At 67.5% G+C, this 20,441-nt stretch carries 13 protein-coding genes; 11 read left to right on the forward strand and 2 right to left on the reverse strand.

Annotation, left to right across the window (positions count from 1 at the left end; all coding sequences use genetic code 11):
* Window positions 1-19: 19 nt before the first annotated feature.
* The 9 genes from radA to OXG33_03750 all read left to right on the forward strand — a co-directional run bounded on the left by radA (window position 20) and on the right by OXG33_03750 (window position 11,464).
* Window positions 20-1,351: a DNA repair protein RadA gene (radA, locus tag OXG33_03710; protein MCY4113033.1), complete on the forward strand. Its 1,332-nt coding sequence runs from the start codon at window positions 20-22 to the stop codon at window positions 1,349-1,351.
* Complete coding sequence (ispD, locus tag OXG33_03715) at window positions 1,348-2,082, forward strand: 2-C-methyl-D-erythritol 4-phosphate cytidylyltransferase (protein MCY4113034.1); 735 nt, start codon at window positions 1,348-1,350, stop codon at window positions 2,080-2,082. The genes radA and ispD overlap by 4 nt, the downstream gene beginning before the upstream one ends.
* Complete coding sequence (locus OXG33_03720) at window positions 2,082-2,999, forward strand: hypothetical protein (GenBank protein MCY4113035.1); 918 nt, start codon at window positions 2,082-2,084, stop codon at window positions 2,997-2,999. The genes ispD and OXG33_03720 overlap by 1 nt, the downstream gene beginning before the upstream one ends.
* 32 nt (window positions 3,000-3,031) lie before the next feature.
* Window positions 3,032-3,511: a 2-C-methyl-D-erythritol 2,4-cyclodiphosphate synthase gene (gene ispF, locus OXG33_03725; GenBank protein MCY4113036.1), complete on the forward strand. Its 480-nt coding sequence runs from the start codon at window positions 3,032-3,034 to the stop codon at window positions 3,509-3,511.
* A 33-nt stretch (window positions 3,512-3,544) separates the two neighbouring features.
* Window positions 3,545-4,948 (forward strand): cysteine--tRNA ligase, encoded by a 1,404-nt coding sequence (gene cysS, locus OXG33_03730; protein MCY4113037.1) that lies wholly within the window; start codon window positions 3,545-3,547, stop codon window positions 4,946-4,948.
* Window positions 4,840-5,676 carry a 23S rRNA (guanosine(2251)-2'-O)-methyltransferase RlmB gene (gene rlmB, locus OXG33_03735; protein MCY4113038.1) on the forward strand — a complete coding sequence of 279 codons (837 nt, stop codon included), beginning with the start codon at window positions 4,840-4,842 and terminating at the stop codon, window positions 5,674-5,676. The genes cysS and rlmB overlap by 109 nt, the downstream gene beginning before the upstream one ends.
* 536 nt (window positions 5,677-6,212) lie before the next feature.
* Window positions 6,213-6,584, forward strand: coding sequence for a dihydroneopterin aldolase (folB, locus tag OXG33_03740; GenBank protein ID MCY4113039.1), 372 nt, complete (start codon window positions 6,213-6,215; stop codon window positions 6,582-6,584).
* Between the two features lie 391 nt (window positions 6,585-6,975).
* Complete coding sequence (locus OXG33_03745; GenBank protein MCY4113040.1) at window positions 6,976-9,414, forward strand: hypothetical protein; 2,439 nt, start codon at window positions 6,976-6,978, stop codon at window positions 9,412-9,414.
* A gap of 274 nt (window positions 9,415-9,688) precedes the next feature.
* The gene (locus OXG33_03750; protein ID MCY4113041.1) at window positions 9,689-11,464 is read left to right on the forward strand and encodes a hypothetical protein; all 1,776 of its coding nucleotides are present in this window, start codon (window positions 9,689-9,691) and stop codon (window positions 11,462-11,464) included.
* A gap of 9 nt (window positions 11,465-11,473) precedes the next feature.
* Here OXG33_03750 and OXG33_03755 read toward each other — a convergent pair whose 3' ends face one another.
* Window positions 11,474-11,638 (reverse strand): hypothetical protein, encoded by a 165-nt coding sequence (locus OXG33_03755; protein MCY4113042.1) that lies wholly within the window; start codon window positions 11,636-11,638, stop codon window positions 11,474-11,476.
* A gap of 70 nt (window positions 11,639-11,708) precedes the next feature.
* Here OXG33_03755 and OXG33_03760 point away from each other — a divergent pair, with 70 nt between their 5' ends.
* Together OXG33_03760 and OXG33_03765 are read left to right on the forward strand one after the other, a co-directional pair.
* Window positions 11,709-15,071 (forward strand): hypothetical protein, encoded by a 3,363-nt coding sequence (locus OXG33_03760; GenBank protein MCY4113043.1) that lies wholly within the window; start codon window positions 11,709-11,711, stop codon window positions 15,069-15,071.
* A complete protein-coding gene (locus OXG33_03765) occupies window positions 14,975-18,487 on the forward strand; it encodes a hypothetical protein (protein MCY4113044.1) in 3,513 nt (1,170 codons plus the stop codon). Before OXG33_03760 ends, OXG33_03765 begins: the two co-directional genes overlap by 97 nt.
* 12 nt (window positions 18,488-18,499) lie before the next feature.
* Here the strand turns inward: OXG33_03765 and OXG33_03770 are convergent, their stop codons facing one another.
* On the reverse strand, window positions 18,500-20,065 hold the full coding sequence (locus OXG33_03770; protein MCY4113045.1) for an extracellular solute-binding protein: 1,566 nt from the start codon (window positions 20,063-20,065) through the stop codon (window positions 18,500-18,502).
* Window positions 20,066-20,441: the final 376 nt, after the last annotated feature.

Raw genomic sequence — 20,441 nt, forward strand, 5'->3', positions numbered from 1 at the left:
ATACCGCAAAGGCCCCCCGATGGCTAAGCCACGCGCCAGCTTCATCTGCGAGGACTGCGGCGCGCGCCACCAGCAGTGGAGCGGGCAGTGCGGGGCCTGCGGCGGCTGGAACAGCATCACCGAGCACCGCCCGACGCGCGCGGCGTCTTCGGCGTCGGTCGCCGCGGTGCCGCTCGGCGCGGTCGAGGACGATGCCGCCGCGAGGCGCTCGACCGGCATGAGCGAATTCGACCGCGTGCTGGGCGGCGGTCTGGTCGACGGCGCGCTCATTCTCATCGGCGGCGACCCGGGCATCGGCAAGTCCACCCTCGTGCTGCGCGCCGCCGCCGCGTTGGGGACCGACCGGCGCCCCGTGCTCTACGTCGCGGCGGAGGAGTCGCCCCAGCAAGTCCGCATGCGGGCGCGGCGCATGGGTCTCGAGGCCAGCGCCATTCACGTCTACCCCGACACCGAGGTCGGCGGCGCGCTGGCCGAGGCCGAGCGGCTGCGCACCGGCCTGGTCGTGGTCGACTCCATTCAGACCGTGCGCGTCGAAGGCCTGGCCGCGGCCCCCGGCAGCGTCAGCCAGGTACGCGAGGCCACGGTCCAGATCATGCAGTTCGCCAAGGCGTCCCAAACCCCCGTGATGTTGGTGGGCCACGTCACCAAGGAAGGCACGGTGGCCGGGCCGCGAACCCTCGAGCACATCGTGGACACGGTGCTTTACCTCGAAGGCGACGACTTCCACGCCCAGCGCCTGCTGCGGTCGGTGAAGAACCGCTTCGGCCCGACCTTCGAGGTGGCGGTGTTCGAGATGCGCGGCGACGGCCTGCACGAGGTGCCCAATCCCTCCGCGCTTTTCCTGGCCGAGCGCGACGCCCGCGCGCCGGGCTCGGCGGTGGCCGTGCCTTTGGAGGGCACCCGGCCGCTGGTCGTCGAGATTCAAGCGCTGACGGCGCCGACGGCCTACGCCCTGCCCAAGCGCCTGGCCACGGGATTCGACCTCAACCGGCTGCACATGCTGCTGGCGGTGCTGGGCCGCCGCGCCGGTGTGCAGCTCGGCCAGCATGACGTCTACGTCAACGTGGTCGGCGGCCTGCGGCTGCGCGAGCCCGCGGTCGACCTGGCAGTGGCGGTGGCCATCGCGTCCAGCGCGCGCGACCAGGCGCCCGGACCGCAGGTCGCGGCGATCGGCGAGCTGGGTCTCTCCGGCGAGCTGCGCTCGGTGCCCTCGGCGGCGGTGCGCGTGCGCGAGGCCGAGCGACTGGGCTTCACTCGCTGCCTGGTGCCGACCGCCAGCGCCCGCAACGGCGCGACCGAGGGCCTCGGGGCCGCGAATCTCGCGGAGGCCCTCGCTCTCGCGTTGCCATGACCGCGGGCCCCGTGGACGCGGTGGTGCTGGCCGCGGGCGGCGCAACCCGCATGGGCGGCGAGGACAAGCTGCTGACGCCCCTGGGCGACGCGCCGTTGATCGTCTGGAGCCTGCGCGCCTTCGAGCAGGCGCCCGAAATCCGCCACGTGGTGGTGACCACCAGCCCGGCCAACCGCGACCGGCTCGCCGACGTGACTCGCGCGGCCCGGTTCACCAAGGTGACGCGCGTGGTGCTGGGCGGAACGTCCCGCGCCGGGTCGGTCCTCTGCGGACTTGAAGCGCTCGCGGATTTCGGCGCGGCGTTCGCCGCCATCCACGACGGCGCGCGCCCGTTCGTGACCCCCGACATCATCGCGCGCGGCGTCCAGGCGGCACGCGTGCACGGCGCGGCGGTGGCCGCCGTGCCGTCCGTCGACACCGTCAAGCTCGTCACGCCCGCGGGCCGGGTCAGCCGCACGCTGCCGCGCGAGCAGGTGTGGCTGGCCCAGACGCCCCAGATTGGTCCGCTGGACTCCCTGCTCCAGGCCCACCGGCGCAACCGCGACCGCTTGGGCGATTTCACCGACGACGTGGCGCTGCTGGAACACGAGGGCGTGCCCGTGCACGTCTTCGAGTCCGACGCCGACAACGTCAAGATCACGCGGCCCGCGGACCTGCAGGCAGCACGTGTCCGGGTCGCGTCAATGCCCGGCTATCCTGACGCCATGACCGCCCCTGACACGCAGCAGTGATGGCTGACGCCCAGCAAGCCCCGGCCCCCGCCCCGCGCCGTCGACGCCGCGACATTCGCGAGCGCATGGAAAGCGCGCGGCTGGCGTCCTGGGAGCTGCTCGAGGACCCCGATCTTGCGATCTTTACCATCGAGCGCCCCGACGGCGAGCCGTTCGCCGAATTCGAGCCCGGCCAGTACACCCAGCTCGCCTTCTGGGACCAGCCCGCGGACGACCCGCGCCCGCGCCAGTTCTCCATCGCGTCGACGCCCGCCGACCGTACGTCGCTCGAGTTCTACGTCATCCTGGTGCGCGACGCCGACGAGGACGGCAGCAACCGGCAGGGCGTCTTCACCGGCGCGCTCTGGCGCCACGCGCCCGGCGACGAAGTGCTCTATATGCCGCGTCCCGCGGGACGCTTCGTGCCCTCGCGGACCTCCCAGCACGACCTGGTGTGCGCCGCCACCGGCACGGGCCTCGCCCCGTTCGTCTCGATGGCCCGCGTCTACTGGCAGGACTATCAGCGCGACGGGCGCTCGCCGCGGCGTCTCACGGTGCTGCACGGCGTGTCCTACGCCAGCCAGCTCGGCTACCGCGCCGAGCTGGAGGAGCTGGCCTCCCATGCAGGGTTCGAGTTGCTCTACGTGCCCGTCGTCAGCCGACCCACACAGGACCCCGGGTACGAGGAGCCCATGGGCCGCGGACGTCTGAACGACGTGCTGCGAATGATCTGCGGCGAGCCCGCCATCGGCCGCGTGGAGCCTTGGCTCCCCGCCGAGGTCCACGACGAGGTGCGCGAGCGGCTCTCGGTCGCCGGCAGCGCGGCCTACCTGTGCGGCAATCCCGGCATGATCAGCGACGTGAAAGAGGTGTTCGCCGCCGAGGGCTTTCCCACCACCGGCCGCGAGTCCCAGGTCATCACGGAGGACTACTGGTAGACGACCCGGAGGCGTCAGAGCCCCTGCCCGAGGTGCGCGTGGGCCACGGCTACGACATCCATCGTCTCGCCGCCGGCCGCCCGTTGATGATCGGCGGCGTGCAGGTGCCGTCGGAGCAGGGGGCCGTGGGTCACTCCGACGCCGACGTGCTGCTGCATGCCGTCGTGGACGCGATCCTCGGCGCGCTCAAGGCCGGCGACATCGGCCGCCACTATCCGGACAGCGACCCCGCCTGGCGCGGCGCCGACAGCACGCGATTCGCCCGCGAGACGGCCGCCCGCGCCCGCGACGCCGGCTGGGAGCCCGTGAACGTGGACGCCACGGTTCTGCTGGAGCGGCCCAAGCTCGCCGGGCACGTGCCCGCCATCGAGCAAAGAGTGGCGGAGTGCCTTGATGTCGCCGCCGACCGCATAAACGTCAAGGCCGCCACGAATGAGGGCCTGGACGCCGTGGGCCAGGGTCGGGCCGTCGCCTGCCACGCCGTGGTCCTGCTGGCGCGGCGTCATCGGTAGAATTCGCCGCCGCATCGCCCACGGTCAGCCACGGTGACGCTTCACATCTCCGACACGCGCACGGGAGAGAAGCGCCCCTTCACGCCGCTCGACGAGACGGTGCGCATTTACGTCTGCGGCATGACCCCCAAGGCCCCGCCCCACGTCGGCCACGGCTTCATGTTCGTCCACATGGACGTGGTGCGCCGCTACCTGGAGTACCGCGGCTACAAGGTGCGGCACCTCCAGAACTTCACCGACATCGACGACAAGATCATCGACCGCGCGCGGGCCACGGGTCAGGATCCGCTCGAATACGCCGAGGAGCAGACGCGGGCCTATTTTGATGTGCTCGACCGCCTGCGCGTGCGCCATGCCCACGAGTACCCCACGGTTACCGGCGCCATGTCCGACATCGTGGCGGCGGTGGAGCATCTGATCGAACGCGGCGTCGCCTATGCCACCTCACAGGGCGTCTACTTCTCCGTGCCCGACTTCCCGGATTACGGCTGCCTGTCTGGACGCACCGAGGAGCTGGGCGTCGAAGCCGGCGCGCGCGTGGAGGTGGACCCGGAGAAGCGCGACCCGCGGGATTTCGCGCTGTGGAAGCTCGCCCCGGACGACGAGATCGGCTGGGACAGTCCCTGGGGACGTGGGCGCCCAGGCTGGCACATCGAGTGCTCCACCATGATCCAGACCGCGTTCGGCAACCAGATCGACATCCACGGCGGCGGTGCCGACCTGATCTTTCCGCATCACGAAAACGAGATCGCGCAATCCGAAGCCGGCAGCGGGGCGTCGCCCTTCGTGCGCCACTGGCTGCACACGGGGCTGCTGCAGACCGACGGCGAAAAGATGGCCCACTCCGCCGACAATTACACGACCCTGGCGGACGTGCTGGAAGTCGTGGAGCCGGACGTGCTGCGGCTCTTCTTCCTCTCGGTGCACTACCGCACGGCCATGGGCTTTTCGATGGAGGCCCTGCAGCCGTCCGCCGCCGCCTATGAGCGGCTGCGCGGCATCATTCGCGCGCGCGGCGGCGATTCCTCCGGCGACGCGGAGACGCTGGCCGCCGCCCAGCGTACGGCCCAGCGCGAGTTCGAAGCCGCCATGGACGACGACTTCAACGCCCCGCGCGCCATCGGCGCGCTCTTCGAGCTTGGACGGTCCATCAACCGCGCCGCGCCGAGTTCGACGCCGGCCGCCGTGGCCGAGGCGCAGGACCGCCTGCGGGCGCTGCTGGGCGTATTGGGCGTGGAAGTCTCGGAAGGCGCGGCCGACGCCGCGGACGCCGCGCCGTACATTGAGTTGCTGGTCGAGATTCGCGGCTTGGCGCGGGAGGCGCGGCAATGGGAGCTCGCCGATCGCATCCGGGATCGTCTCGCGGACCTCGACGTCGTCCTGGAAGACGGCCCCGACGGCACGATCTGGCGCCGCAAGGCGCCGACCGACCCCTAGCCGGAGCCGTCTGGGGCCGCCACCCCGTCCGCGAAGCGCTCACCGCCGGATATCGACTGACCCGCCTGATGGTCGCCCGCGGCGCCGCTGAATCCACCGCATCCCTACGCGAGCTGGCTGGCGCCGCCGGCGTGCCGGTGGCATTCGTGGACGCTGCCGAGTTGGACTCGCTCGCATTCGGCGGCAACCACCAGGGCGTCGTCGCCACCATTGACTCAACTCCGAACGCTGGACTCCGCGACCTGCTGCAACCCCAGCCGGGACGCGCCCAGCCACCGCTGATCCTGGCCGCCGACCAGGTGGAAGACGTCGGCAACCTTGGCTCCCTTGTCCGAACGCTCGAGGCCTGCGGCGGCGCCGGCGTGATCGTGCCGCAGCGGCGCAGCGCGGCGCTGACCGGTGGGCTGGCGCGAGCCTCCGCCGGAGCGAGCCTGCGCTCCACGGTCGTCTCCGTGACCAACCTCGCGCGGGCGCTCAAATCCCTGCGGTCGGACGGTATACGCGTCGTCGGACTTGACGCCGACGCCGCGACGCCGTTCGACGCGGGGGCCTACGACGCGCCATGCTGCATCGTCGTGGGCAACGAGGCGCGCGGAATGCGGCCAGGCGTGCGGGAAGCGTGCGACGCGATCGTGCGGGTGCCGCTGCGCAGCGGCATCGGCTCGCTCAACGTGGCCGCCGCCGGCGCCATCGTCCTCCACCACATCGCCCGCCAACGAACAGGGTGACCCTTGCCCAATCGTCATACCCGTGTCCGCCCCCTCTCCCCGCGGGAGAGGGTTGGGGTGAGGGGTCCCCACCGTCAGTCCCGCAAAGAGCCTGCCCCCTACGCGATTCGGGGAAGACTCGTGCCTAACCCCTCCGTCATTCCGGCGGAAGCCGGAATTCAGTCCGGTCGAACCTGGAAGCGCGCCGGATGCCTGGCGTCGGGCGGGTCCGGTCCCCTCTCCCTTGATGAGACCCTTGCGTAGCCCCTCCGTCATTCCGGCGGAAGCCGGAATCCAGTCCGGCCGAATCTGGAGGCGCGCCGGATGCCTGGCGTCGGGCGGGTCCGGTCCCCTCTCCCTTGATGAGACCCTTGCGTAGCCCCTCCGTCATTCCGGCGGAAGCCGGAATCCAGTCCGGCCGAATCTGGAGGCGCGCCGGATGCCTGGCGTCGGGCGGGTCCGGTCCCCTCTCCCTTGATGGGAGAGGGTTAGGGTGAGGGTGATTCGGGGCGTGGGCTGTCGACCATGAATGCAAGGGTCTCCGAAGGCGAGAATCCATGAGCGCCGACGTCATCAGCCTCAAGGGCATGATCTTCTTCGCCTACCACGGCGCCCGTGCCGAGGAGCGCACCTTGGGGCAACGGTTCGTCGTCGACGTGGACGTCCACGCCGACCTGCGCACCGCCGGCCAGTCCGACGGCGTGAGCGACACCGTGAACTACAGCGAGCTTTACGCCGTCGCCCAGGACGTGATGCAGGGCCCGCCGCGCAATCTGCTGGAATCGCTCGGCGAAACCATCGCCGCGCGAGTGCTGGCCGAGTTCCCCCGCGTGACGCGCGTGCGCGTGCGCATCGCCAAGCCCAGCGTCGCCATCGCCGGCTCCATCCTCGCCGAAGCCGCCGTCACCATCGACCGCGCGCGGGCGTAGGCCGCGTCAGGTCGTCGCAGACACGAAATCACCCAGAGAGGTCCGCCGACAGGGAACGAATCGCCCAAGCGACGCGTAGTATCCCGTAGAAGTGTCCGGCAGCCGACGCCGTGAGCGCGCGGGAGGCGGTTCCGTGAGAGTCCGGAGTCTGGCGCGGCGCACCTCCGTCGTTCTCCTGGTGGCGCTCGCACTCCTTCTCGCGCTCGCGGCGGCCACGTGCGATGCCCCGAGGGAGCCGCCCACGACAGCGGATGGAGCGCCGCCCACAGGCCCGGCGTCCCCGCCGACACCTTCCCGCGATCAGGCCACCGCAGCACCGACCCAGACGCCCGCAGCCACACCAACACCTACGAGCGCTGCGACGCCCACCCCCACGCCTGCCCAGGCCGAGGTGCATCGGCATTTCACACGAACGCCGACTCCCGTCCCCACGCCCACGCCTGACCGGGCCGCACTGGTTGCGCTTTACAACGCGACCGATGGACCGAACTGGTGGATCAACAGCAACTGGTTGAGCGAGGCCCCACTCGGGACGTGGCACGGCGTCACCACAGATCACCGTGGCCGGGTCACGAAGCTGGAGCTCCATGAAAACCAACTGCGCGGGACGATCCCGCCGGAGGTTGGCCGCCTCGCCAACCTAGAGGAGCTGTGGCTCACGGATAACGAGCTCGGAGGGGAGATTCCACCGGAACTGGGCCGTCTGACAAACCTGAAGCACTTGGTAGTCGAGGGTAATCAGCTACGGGGAACGATCCCGCCCGAACTGGGGAATCTCTCCAGCCTGACATGGTTGGCGCTCGGTCATAACCAATTGCGTGGTGAAATTCCGCCAGAGTTGGGCCATCTCTCCGGGCTACAACGGCTGGCGCTCGGGACGAATCAACTCAGCGGCGAGATCCCACCCACGCTCGGAAGACTTCTCACCCTCGAACAACTGTTCCTCCAGGAGAACCGCCTGACGGGGACTATCCCACCGGAATTGGGACTTCTTTCCCGGTTGACATGGCTGATGCTCAATGACAACCACTTGGGTGGGACTATCCCACCCGAGCTGAGAAGCCTCTCCAAGCTGGAAGTGCTGGTGCTGGGTGGCGGCAACCACCTCACCGGATGCATACCCGAGGAGTTTGGCGCTGCGGCTGTTGGCGATCTCGGCGCGCTTCGTCTTCCGTATTGCGATGCCAATGGCCGCACGCCACTTGCGGCAATAGGCCCAGCGCTGCCCGCGGCGCCCGCAAGCGCCCGCGCCGCTGATCGATCTGCGCTGGTTGCCCTTTACGACGCGACGGGTGGGCCGAACTGGAGGACCGCTACCGGATGGTTGAGCGGCTCCCCCGTCGGTGAATGGCACGGCGTTGTCACCGACTCCTCCGGCCGGGTCACGGAGCTGCGTCTCCATGGCAACCAATTGGCCGGCGAGATTTCGCCCGAAGTCGAGCGCCTCGACCGGCTGGAAGTGCTGGTGCTCAATGGGAACCAATTGCGCGGGTCAATCCCAGCCGAGCTCGGAAGCCTCACTCGGCTAGTCGTACTGTCCCTTTACGGAAACCAACTAGGTGGAGCGGTTCCGTCCGAACTGGGGAACCTCGCCCAGTTGAGATGGCTGGACCTGAACCAGAACCAGTTGCGCGGTGAGATTCCGCCCCAACTCGGCCGCCTCGCAAATCTGGAGAGCTTGGATCTCAGCTTAAACCAGTTGAGTGGCGAAATCCCACCCGCGTTGGGCAGCCTTTCCCGACTGGAGTGGCTGGGGCTCTGGGACAACGAGTTGCGTGGGCCAATCCCGGCTGACGTGGGAACGCTCGCCAACCTCGGAGTGCTTTGGCTTGGTGGCAATCATCTCACGGGATGCATTCCCGCAGTGCTGCGAAGTGTCCGTCACAGCGACCTTGCCGGCCTCGGGCTCCCGTTCTGCAGCGTTCGGGAAGTCCAGACCGATAGGGCCGCACTGGTGGCGCTCTACCAGGCGACCGGCGGCGAGAACTGGAAGAACAGCGCCAACTGGCTGAGCGACGCGCCGATCAGTGAATGGCACGGCGTCGCCACTGACCCCAACGGCCAAGTTTTAGCGCTGCTCCTCTATCACAACGGTCTCACGGGAATCATCCCGCCCCAACTGAGCCGCCTCACCAGTCTGGAGACCTTGGAGCTTCATCAGAACCGGATTACGGGAAGGGTCCCGCCCGAACTGAGCCGCCTCGGGAGCCTGCGGATCTTATCGCTCGGCGGCAACGAATTGCGCGGAGAGATCCCGCCCGAACTGGGCCGCCTCGCCAGCCTGTCGGGGCTTTACATCTGGGGCAACCAGCTAGTTGGCGAGATTCCGCCCGAACTTGGCAGTCTTTCCAACTTGCAGGAGCTGTCGCTAAGCGAGAACCGGCTGACGGGTCCGATCCCACCCGAGCTGGGCCGCCTCGCCGATCTGAGAATGGTGCAACTCCATGACAATCAGTTGCGCGGTGCGATCCCGTCTGAACTAGGGGCGCTCACCAAACTGGAAGAGTTGTCGCTCAGTGAGAACCACTTGAGCGGAACGATCCCGCTCGAGTTGAGTCTCCTCTCGAATCTGACCTTCCTCGGTCTCCGGAACAACCAGCTCGATGGGGTGATCCCGGCCGAGTTGGGCCGCCTCGATCAACTGGCAGAGTTGCACTTGTCGGCGAACCAGCTGCGTGGAGAAATCCCCGCCGAATTGGGCAATCTCTCCAGGTTGGAGCAGCTATGGCTTCGTGGCAACCAGCTAAGCGGGTGCATTCCCGAGCCGTTGCGAGCGGTGCGCAACTCCGACCTCGATGAGCTTGGGCTGCCATTTTGCCGCGCCAGCTGAGCCGGATCCCTTCTGAGGCGCGTGCGCATCGCCAAGCCCAGCGTCGCCATCGCCGGCTCCATCCTCGCCGAAGCCGCCGTCACCATTGAGCGAACGCGGGTGTAGACCGGGTCAAGCTGTCGCCGAAACAAAGTCGCCCCAAAGGTTCCGCGGACAGGGAACGATTCCACCGGACCGCGCGTAGTATCACGTAGGAGTGTCAGGCAGCCGAGGCCATGCGCCCCCAGGAGGCGGACCCGTAAGAGTCCTTGCTCAGGCGCGGCGCACGTCCGTGGTGTTGCTGGTTGCGCTCGCACTCGGAGCGGCCACGTGCGATGCCGCCGGCGAGGCCCCCGCGACCACGGATCCAGCGCCAACGACAGCGAGTCGCGACCCGGCCCCGACAGCCGCCCCGGTACGTGCCCAGCCCAGGGGCGCAATTCCGGACGCCTCGCCAGCACCAACTCGAATAGCCGTCACGCCCACCGCGCCCACGCCCACCGCCACGCCCTCATCCGCCGTCGCGATCGACCGAGCCGCGCTGGTCGCGTTCTACCACGCCACCGGGGGCCCGACGTGGGAGTTCAACACCAACTGGCTGAGCGACGCGCCGCTCGGCCAGTGGCACGGCGTTGTGACCGACGCGAGCGGCCGGGCCATCGAGTTGAGGCTCTTCAACAACGGGTTGCGGGGGGAGCTTCCGCCGGAAGTGGGCAACCTTGCCAAGCTGCGCGTGCTCGAGCTCCGAGCCAATCAGCTTGATGGCGAGATTCCCGCCGCACTGAGCAACCTGATCCTGTTGCAGGAGCTGTGGCTCGACAATAACCAGCTGCAGGGTGAGATCCCGCCCGAGTTGGGCAACTTTGACAACCTGCGTGTGCTCCAGCTTCAAGGAAACCAGCTGCGGGGCGAAATCCCCGCCGCGCTGGGAGACCTCCTTCAGTTGGAAGAGCTGTGGCTCGACCTCAACCAGTTGCAGGGCGAGATCCCGCCCCAGCTGGGCAACCTTGCCAACCTCCGCCAGCTGGTCCTGAGCGCCAATCAACTCAACGGACCGATCCCCCCGGACCTCGGCCGTCTTGGCCGGCTGCAGGCGTTGAGTCTTGCGAGGAACCAGTTGAGCGGAGCAATTCCCCCGGAGCTGGGCAACCTCTCCCAGCTGCGTTCATTGACTCTTGCGAGCAACCAGTTTCAGGGAACGATCCCTCCCGAACTAGGGAATCTCTCCCAACTGCAAGGGCTATGGCTCGACCACAACCAGCTGCACGGCACGTTTCGAGCCGCGCTGCTGAGCCTCACAGACTTGCGGGAATTGGACCTCAGCCATAACCAATTCAGCGGCGAGATTCCGGCCGAGTTGAGCCGCCTCGCCAACCTGGACAGGCTGGATCTGGCACACAACCAGTTCAGCGGAACGATCCCACCCGAGGTCGGCAACCTTGGCAACCTCTTCTGGCTGAGCCTGGCCGGCAATCAGCTCGGCGGGGCAATTCCGTCCGCTCTGGGCGAGCTCGCCAAGCTGCGCTCGCTGGATCTCAGCAACAACGAGCTCTCCGGCGAGTTCCCAACCGCGCTGACCCGACTCGCCACCCTGGACTGGCTGAGCCTGGCCGGCAACCAGCTCAGCGGTTCGATCCCGTCCGCTCTGGGCGAACTTCACCAACTGCACGTGTTGGACCTCACCAACAACCAGCTTGGCGGTGAGATTCCAGCCGCGCTGTCCCACCTCGCCAATCTGCGGTCACTGCTCCTGGCGGGCAACCAATTCAACGGCTCTATGCCGCTTGGGCTGGACCGCCTCCACAACCTGAAGGTGTTGAATCTCAGTGACAATCAACTGAGCGGCACGATCCCGCCGGCGTTGGGCAGTCTCGCGACGCTGGAATGGCTTGGGCTCTCGAATAACCAGTTTCGCGGGGAAATCCCGCCTGCCTTCGGACGATTCTCCAACCTGGAATCGCTATGGCTCGGCGGCAGCAACCAACTCACCGGCTGCATCCCCGAGCGGTTGCAGGATGTCGAGAACAATGACCTTGCCGAGCTTGGGCTGCCGTTCTGCGGCGGCAGTTGACGCCTCGTCCTACGGAGCCGTGCCGACACGCTCCTGCTCCCTCGGCTGGTCGGGTAAGTGCAGCAGCCCTTTGCCCGGCGACCGCGCGCCGCGGAAGCCCCGGCGTCTATCCGCGACCCAGTGCATCTGCCGGCCGTCGGCCACCCCGCCGGCGGTTGCCCCGTCGCCAGGCATTCGGCAATGCTTGCCGCGGCCCAAGCACTGATGAATTCCCAGCACACCGCCTCCGTGGGAGGCAGCGCAAGTGACCATTCGTGCCGTCGCGTTGACGCTCCTGCTTGTCGTCGCGTTCGCCGCGACGGGACGAGCGCCGACTTCGGCATCAGCCCAGACGACGGCAACTGATCGGGATGCGCTGGTCGCGCTCTACGACGCGACCGACGGGCCGAATTGGATCAACAGCACCAACTGGCTGAGCGACGCGCCACTCGGCGAATGGCACGCGGTCACCACGGACGACGCGGGGCGGGTCACGGAGCTGCGCCTGCCTGAGAACGGGTTGGACGGTGAATTCCCGCCCGCGCTCGGCAGTCTCGCCAACCTGCGCGTGGCGGACCTCAGTGGGAACCAATTGCGCGGAGCGCTGCCACGCGAGTTGGGACGCCTGGCCAGCCTGCAGCAGCTGTGGCTCAACAACAACCAGCTCAGCTGGGAGCTGCCGCCCGAGTTGGGGCGCCTGGCCAAACTGACCCTCTTGGGTCTCGGCGGCAACCAGCTGAGCGGGCCGATCCCCGCCGAGCTCGGCAACCTCTCCAATCTGAGCCAGCTATCACTCCGGGACAACCAATTGACTGGTGAGATTCCGCCCGACCTCGGACGCCTCGCGAACCTCCAAGGGCTGAGCCTATCGGCGAACCAATTGAGCGGCGGGATACCGGCGGAGCTGGGCCGCCTCACCAACCTGCGCGTCCTTCGGCTCGATGCCAACCGATTGACCGGCGCCATACCGCCCGAGCTCGGCAGCCTCTCCGAGTTGGAAACGATTGCGCTCTCGGAGAATCAGCTGAGCGGCGCGATCCCGCCCGAGCTGGGTCGCCTTGCCAACCTGCGCCGACTCTTCCTCGACCACAACCAGTTGACCAGCGCGATCCCCGCTGAATTGGGGCACTTGGAGCACCTGCGCGAGCTCCAAGTGCACCAAAACCGGCTCACCGGGTCGATCCCGCGTGAGTTGGGGCGCCTCGCCAACCTGGAAGTGCTGCAACTCGGCGGCAACGACCAATTCACCGGCTGCATCCCGGCCGAATTGGGAGATGTCGTGATCAACGATCTCGACGAGCTCGGCCTGCCGTTCTGCGCCGCCGATCCCGATGCCGCGGTGACGCCCTCAGTTGCCACGGACCGGGCCGCCCTGGTCGCGCTCTTTCGGCTCACCGATGGACCGAATTGGATCAACAACAGCGGATGGCTCAGCGAGGCATCCCTCGACAAGTGGCACGGCGTCAACACCGACGAGAGCGGCCGCGTTGTCGCCCTGTGGCTCGGTGAGAACGGCCTGCGCGGAGAGGTCCCGGCCAGGCTGGGCCGCCTCACCAACCTGGAGCGGTTGATCCTCAGCGGGAATCACCTCCGCGGTCAGATCCCGCCCCAGCTTGGCCGACTTGTCAACCTGACGTCGCTCGGACTGCGTGGAAACGAGCTCAGCGGACCCATACCACCCGAACTGGGAAACATTGCCAGCTTGGTGTGGTTGGACTTCACGAACAACGAATTGAGCGGGCAGCTCCCGGTTGAGTTGGGCCGGCTCGCCAACCTCGAGTCGCTCTGGCTGTCAGGAAACCAACTGCAGGGAGAGATCCCGCCCGAGCTCGGCAGCCTGTTCCGTCTGCAATCGCTGTATCTCAACGACAACCAACTGCAGGGCGCAATACCGCCTGAACTGGCCGGGCTCAACAACCTGGAGCAGCTGATCCTCTCCGGCAACCAATTACAGGGGCCTATACCGCCCGAGCTGGGCAATCTCTCCAATCTGCAGGCGCTGTGGCTTGCCGGAGGCAACCAGCTCACCGGCTGCATCCCCGCGTCGTTGGAAGACGTGCCGCAGAGCGATCTCGCCTGGCTTGAGCTACCGTTCTGTGGCGATGCCGATCCCGGCCCGGTCGAACCCCCAGAGGCGGATCGGCAGGCCCTCGTCGCGCTTTACCACGCCACCGACGGACCGAACTGGACCAACAGCACAAACTGGTTGAGCAACGCGCCCGTCGGCGAATGGCACAGCGTCACCACGGATGCCTCCGGTCGCGTCACCGCATTGGACCTGCCCGAGAACGGGTTGCGCGGAGAATTGCCGCCGGAGCTTGGCAATCTCTCCAATCTGCAAGCGTTGTCGCTGGCCGACAACCACCTGCGGGGCGAGATTCCCGACGCACTCGGGAACCTCGCCGACCTGCGGGAGCTAAATCTCAGCCACAATCAGTTGACCGGCAGGCTTCCTGCCGTGATTGGCAATCTCGCTCGCCTGCGCGGGTTGGATCTGAGGGGCAACCAGCTCCACGGCGAAATTCCAGCCGTCCTGGCTCGCCTCGAGAGCCTGGAGTCGCTGCGCCTGGCCGGCAACCAGTTCAGCGGCTCAATCCCGTCCGCCCTGGGCGAGCTCGCAAATCTGGGGGCGTTGGGCCTTGGCAACAACCAGCTCAGCGGCGCGCTCCCAGCGGCACTGTTCAATCTCGCCAACCTGTCCTGGCTGAGCCTATCCGGCAATCAGCTCAGCGGGCCGATCCCTCCCGAGTTCGGGGAATTGACAAAGCTGAGCGTGTTGGATCTCAGGGGCAACCAGCTCGACGGCGAGGTTCCGGCCGCGATGGCTCGTCTTGACGAGCTGTTTTGGCTGGGCCTGTCCGGCAACCAACTCAGCGGGCCGATCCCACCCGAGCTTGGCGAGCTCGCCAAGCTGGCTGAGCTGCGGCTGCACGGCAACCAGCTGAGTGGCGAGATCCCAGCCGAACTCGGGCGTCTCCTCAATCTGGAACGGTTGACGCTGCACGACAACCAGTTGCAAGGGCCGATCCCAACGGAGTTGGGCAACCTTCCCAAGCTGCAGGAGCTACGGCTGGCTGCTGGCAACCAGCTCACCGGATGCATCCCCTCCTCGTTGGCCGACGTGCCCCACAGTGACCTCGACTGGACCGGGCTGTCGTTTTGCGATCCGATCGCCGCCGACCGCGCCGCGCTGGTCGCGCTCTACCACGCCACCGATGGGCCGAACTGGGCGGGCAGCTTCAACTGGTTGACCGACGCGCCCGTGGGCGAGTGGCAGGGCGTCATCACCGACGCCGCCGGTCGCGTCACCGAACTCCGCCTGCACGAGAACGAGTTGACGGGGCCGATCCCCCCGGCGATGGGTCGCCTTGACCAGCTCGTTCTGCTATCGCTTCGGGGCAACCGATTGCGTGGGGCGATCTCGCCTGAATTGGGCCGCCTCTCGAAACTGCGAGAACTGCACCTCTGGGGGGCAACCGACTCGAGGGCCCGATCCCGCCCCAGTTCGAACACCTTGCCGATCTGGAAGTGGTGCGGCTTGGAGACAACCTGTTGCAGGGTGAGATCCCGCCTGGGCTGGGCCGCCTCGCCAAGCTGCGCGTGCTGCGGCTGGGAAGCAACGAGTTGAGTGGCGGCATCCCACCCGAGCTCGGCAACCTCTCCAACCTCACGTTCTTGGATCTCGGGGGAAACCAGCTCAGCGGGGAAATACCGCCCGAGCTTGGCCGCCTCTCGAACTTGGAATGGCTGGTGCTCGTCGGCAACCAGCTGCACGGACCGATTCCGCCCACGCTCGGCAGCCTGCACAGACTGTCCGTGCTCTGGCTCGGCGCGAACCAATTGAGTGGCGCCATACCAGCGGAATTGGGCGAGCTCTCTAGCCTGAGAACACTGTGGCTAAGTGAAAACCGGCTGAGCGGTGCGATTCCGTCCGCCCTCGGCAGCCTGACCTACTTGGAGTTTCTGTCCTTCAGTACGAACCAATTGCGTGGAGCGATTCCGCCCGAGCTGGGCAACCTCTTCCACCTGCGGTCGCTGCTGCTCGACGGCAATCAGCTAAGCGGAGCGATACCAGCCGAGTTGGGCGACCTCGTCAACCTTGAAGCGCTCGAGCTCGGCGGCGGCAACCAACTCACGGGGTGTATCCCGGCGGCGCTGCGCGACGTTCCGGAAAGCGACGTCGCCGACCTCGGGTTGCCGTTCTGTGAGGCGATCGCAACTTCTGACGACCGGGCCGTCCTGGTCGCGCTCTACCGGGCGACGGACGGGCCGAATTGGACCAACCGAACCAACTGGTTGACCGAGGCGCCGCTCCGCCTTTGGCACGGCGTCACCGCGGATCACGCCGGCCGCGTCACCGCCTTGGACCTGCCCGAGAACGGATTGCGCGGCGAATTGCCTCCCGCGCTGGGCGATCTCTCCAATATGCGAGTGCTGCGCCTCTCCCAAAACAACCTGCATGGCCGCATCCGGCCCGAACTTGGCCTCCTCGCCAATCTCCGAGAGTTGGATCTTTTCGGCAACCAGTTTCTTGGAACGATTCCGCCGGAGTTGGGGAATCTCACCGAGCTGCGAACCCTTTCCCTCAGTCGCAACCAGCTCAGTGGCGTCATCCCCGCCGAGCTGGGTCAACTCACCAAGCTGACGGATTTCTCGCTTGCAGAAAACCGCCTGAGTGGGGCGATCCCGCCGGAACTCGGCGGCTTGACAGGTCTCGTGACGCTGGCCCTCCAGAGCAACCAGCTGAGCGAAGCCATTCCACCCCACCTGGGAGGTCTCGCCAACCTGGTCTTGCTCTGGCTCGGGTCCAACCAGCTTGCCGGAAACATCCCGCCCGAGCTGGGGAATCTCTCCAAACTTGAATTGCTGGACCTCGTAAACAACCGGCTCTCTGGGGAGATTCCAGCCGAATTGGGAGGCCTCTCCCGGTTGCGTCTCCTCTCTATCGATATGAATCGCCTTACAGGACAGATTCCGTCGGAGCTTGGGCACCTAGCCAACCTGACGAGGCTTGGGCTTGGTGACAACCAACTCACCGGACAGATTCCACGCCAATTGGGTCGACTCACCAAGCTGGAGTGGCTGTCGCTTGATCAGAACCAGTTACAGGGTCCAATTCCAGCCGCGCTGGGTGGTCTCACCCAGCTAGAAACCCTGAAGCTCAGCAACAACCGGCTGCAGGGAACCATCCCGCCCCAGCTGGGCAACCTCGCCAGATTGGAATGGCTGAGTCTCGACGGGAACCAGCTGCATGGGCCTATCCCTTCCGAGTTGGGCCGCATTCCCAATCTGAGCTTCGTGCGGCTCAGCGGCGGCAACCAATTCACCGGGTGCATACCCAACGCGGTGCGCGCGATCGAAACTAACGATTTTCAAGATCTCGAGCTGTGGCCGTGTGGGATCAGCGAAAGCGCCGAGGATCGGGCCGCGCTGATCGCGTTCTACCACGCCGCCAACGGTCCAAGTTGGACCAACAGCCGCCACTGGCTCGGCGAGGCTCCCATCGGCGAATGGCACGGCGTAACCACGAGCTCCGACGGCCAGGTAACCGCCCTTCGCCTCCAAAGCAACGAGCTATCGGGCGAACTGCCGCCCGAGTTGGGCGACCTCGCGCATCTGGAGATTCTGGAGCTATCGAAGAACCAACTGCGCGGGGCCATTCCGCCCGACCTGGGCCGCCTCGCCAATCTGAGAGATCTGCGGCTCGGATCCAACCAGCTCCAGGGGCCGATCCCGCGCGAGTTGGGGCGCCTGGCCAACCTGGAGGTCCTGTGGCTGGCGCACAACCAACTGACCGGGGCGATCCCGATTCAGTTGGGGCACCTCGCCAAGCTGACCTATCTGTCGCTCCGACAGAACCTGTTGAGGGGAAGGATTCCGGCCGCATTGGGTCGACTTGACCATCTCAACGAACTGAATCTCCGTGGCGGCAACCGCTTTGGCGGATGCATCCCCGACGAGCTGCGGCTCTTGCCAAACAGCGACCTCCGCCACACCGGCCTTCTGTTCTGCGTCGAGGTCGCAATCGCCGCCGACACGGCCGCTCTCGTCGCCCTCTACCACGCCACCGATGGACCAAGGTGGACCACCAGCGCCAACTGGCTCACCGACGCGCCCCTCGGCGAATGGCACGGGGTCACCACCGACGACGCCGGCCGGGTCACGGGTGTGCGGCTCCAGCAAATCGGACTCGCGGGAAGCATCCCGCCGGAGCTGAGCCGCCTCACCAAGTTGCAGGCGCTCGAACTCAACCAGAACCAGTTGACCGGAACCATCCCGCCCGACCTCGGCCGCCTCGCCAACCTCGAAGTCTTGGATCTCAGCGACAACCAACTGCGAGGCGCGATCCCGCCGGAACTTGGCCACCTGAGCGATCAGCTGCATGGGGAACTTCTACCCGAACTCCCGGGCTTCACCAACCTCCGCGTGTTGATTCTCGGTGGCAACCACCTGCGCGGGACTATTCCGGCCACGCTGGGCGGTCTCGCCAGTCTGGAAGTGCTGGGCCTCAACGACAACCAGTTGGGCGGTCACATCCCCGCCGAGTTGGGCAACCTCACGAACCTGGGGGGGCTTTTTCTCACCGGGAACCAGCTGCATGGGGAGATTCCACCCGCACTGGGTGGTCTCGCCAACTTGGAATCGTTGTATCTCGACCTGAACCGGCTATCCGGCCCGATCCCCGCCGAGCTCGGCACCCTCACGAACCTCGGAGGCCTTTCGCTCGCCGGCAACCAACTGAGTGGATCGATCCCGGCCGATCTGGGCCGCCTCGCCAACCTGGTGCAGCTGTCGCTCTGGGACAACCAACTGGTTGGAACGATCCCAGCCGAGCTGGGCCGCCTGACAAACTTGCAAGGGCTGTATCTCGACGGGAACCGGCTGGACGGGGAGATTCCGCCCGCGTTGGGCCACCTGACCAATCTGCGAGGGCTCTATCTCGGCGGAAGCAACCAATTCACCGGGTGCGTGCCCACGGGGTTGCGCGAGGTGCCGGACAGTGATGTTGCCGAGCTTGGTCTGCCGTTTTGCGAGGCCGGCTGACCTCGCCTCGACCTAGGGAGCCCCGCCGCCGCGCCGCTCCTGCTCCCGCCGTTCGTCGAACTCGCGCAGCATCACGTTGCCCAGCGAGGGGGGCCGGCGATAGCCCGGAACATCCTTCGCCACCGACCACTCGTGCGCCTCCAGCTGGCGGGTGATGAGCTGGTCCGCCTGTTCGAGATACGCGTCGGCCTCGGTTTCACCGCGCCGGACGGCTTCGATCGGTGCTCCGGTCAGCACGTGCCAGGCCTTCGATCCAGGATTCGAGGGCGTCTGCATGTCATGCGCGGTAGCGCCGCTCCACGCGGTGCGGTCCGCGGGCGGTCGGTTGGGGTCGCGAAAGGCCGGCTCGCGCAGCACCGAGCGGCGAAACGGGACGGCGGCGTCGGTGCGCGCCAGCGCCCGCTGAGCCTCGGGCTCCAGAAAGAACTGGGCCAGCCGCCAGGCCGGCTCGAGGTCTTCGCTGGCGCCATTGACGCCAAGGCAAATCTCCACCCCTTCCGTCACCGGGGATTCGTCCGTCCACGCGGGCAGCGGCGCCACGCCCCACGGGATCGTCGGCCGCACCAGCGGCGCGAAGTCGCTGGCGTCGATGTACAACGCCACCTGACCGCCGTTAAACGGCGTCCCAAAGCGCTCCTCGATTCCAAGCTCGATCTGTGACTGGCTCCGCCAGCGCGCCATGCGTCCCAGGGTGCGCGCGTGCACGGCCGACTGCATCGTGGATCGGGTCTGATCGGGGGCAAAGAATGCGTCCGCCCCGCCAAGTCCCGCCGCCCCGGCCATCGCGGCGCGCGTCACCCATGGCACGGCGGCGAGGCCATAGCGATCCACGCGGTCTTCATCCGCCGCCGTGAGTCGTCGCGCCGCGAATTCGAACTCGGCGATCGACCACGCGTCCTCCCAGCTCGACGGCGGCTCGACCCCGGCCAGCGCCAGGTGGGCCTCGTTGTAAAACACGCCAAGGTAGGCCGCGCCGATGCTGAGGGCGGTTATCTCCCCACCCGGTCCGGTCCGCGCCTCGATCGCAGCCGGCACAAGGTCCTCCAGGTCCACGTCGCGCGCCACGAGCTCGTCCAGTGGCGCCAAATAGCCGCCGGCCGTCAGGTCGAACACGTCGTCCGCCGCCACCCGGACCACGTCCGCGTCGATGCCGTCGACCAGCCCGGCTCGCATGCCCTCGCCCGCCAGCGTGTTGTCCAGCCGCACGTCGAGATCGACCTCGGGCTGGGCCTGCTCGAAGGCCGCCAGCACCTGGCGCAGCGCGTCCTGCTCGGTCGAAGTGCCCCAGCCGGCGAAACGGACCGTCGTGCCGGCCGGGAGCGGCGTGGCTTCGGCCGCGGCGAGGGTCGTGGGCGCGGACGGCGTCGGGCTCGGCGTTGGCGTATACCGCGGCACGCTGACGAATTCGACCGGGAGCGGAGTCAACGGCGGCAGTTCCGCGTCCGCCGGACCTAGATCGCATCCCGTAATCCCGGCCGCCACGGCCAGCGGCAGGGCGCGCAAGATGGCGCGCCGCGAACAGCGGCCGGCGGCGGTGCGCGGGCGCCGAGCGCCCGGCGATGGGTATGGGTTCGCCACGTGCTGGAAGCCTCGGGGCCGCCCGACAGGCGAAGGCGCGCCGCTGCTTGAGATCAGGGACCGCCCGACGTGCGCCAAACCTAGCGCCCCGAGGCAGGATAGCAGCGGTCCCCGGCATCCCAGCCCCCGAAACACGCTCACCCTCACGCTGCGCGGCGCCCACTCGTCCTCCCAGCGCGCCGCCGACCCCGCGCGTGACGCAACGACGAAGCGTCCCCGACCGGCGATGCCCCGCCGCCTCGCCGCCGTCCGGCCCCCTCTCCCTCGATGAGAGAGGGCTGGGGTGAGGGTGATTCGGCGAGCGCTTCCCCGACCGCACGCCGAAGGCGACACACTCACTCACCACCGGGGAGCCACCGGGCCCACTGCGCTACCC

It is taken from the genome of Chloroflexota bacterium (assembly GCA_026708035.1).
Lineage (GTDB): Bacteria > Chloroflexota > UBA11872 > UBA11872 > UBA11872 > JAJECS01.

Bases quoted from the DNA above. Each gene is read 5' to 3' on its own strand.
- radA (MCY4113033.1), top strand. From the start codon at position 20: ATGGCTAAGCCACGCGCCAGCTTCATCTGCGAGGACTGCGGCGCGCGC.
- ispD (MCY4113034.1), top strand. From the start codon at position 1,348: ATGACCGCGGGCCCCGTGGACGCGGTGGTGCTGGCCGCGGGCGGCGCA.
- OXG33_03720 (MCY4113035.1), top strand. From the start codon at position 2,082: ATGGCTGACGCCCAGCAAGCCCCGGCCCCCGCCCCGCGCCGTCGACGC.
- rlmB (MCY4113038.1), top strand. From the start codon at position 4,840: ATGGGAGCTCGCCGATCGCATCCGGGATCGTCTCGCGGACCTCGACGT.
- folB (MCY4113039.1), top strand. From the start codon at position 6,213: ATGAGCGCCGACGTCATCAGCCTCAAGGGCATGATCTTCTTCGCCTAC.
- OXG33_03755 (MCY4113042.1), bottom strand. From the start codon at position 11,638: ATGCCTGGCGACGGGGCAACCGCCGGCGGGGTGGCCGACGGCCGGCAG.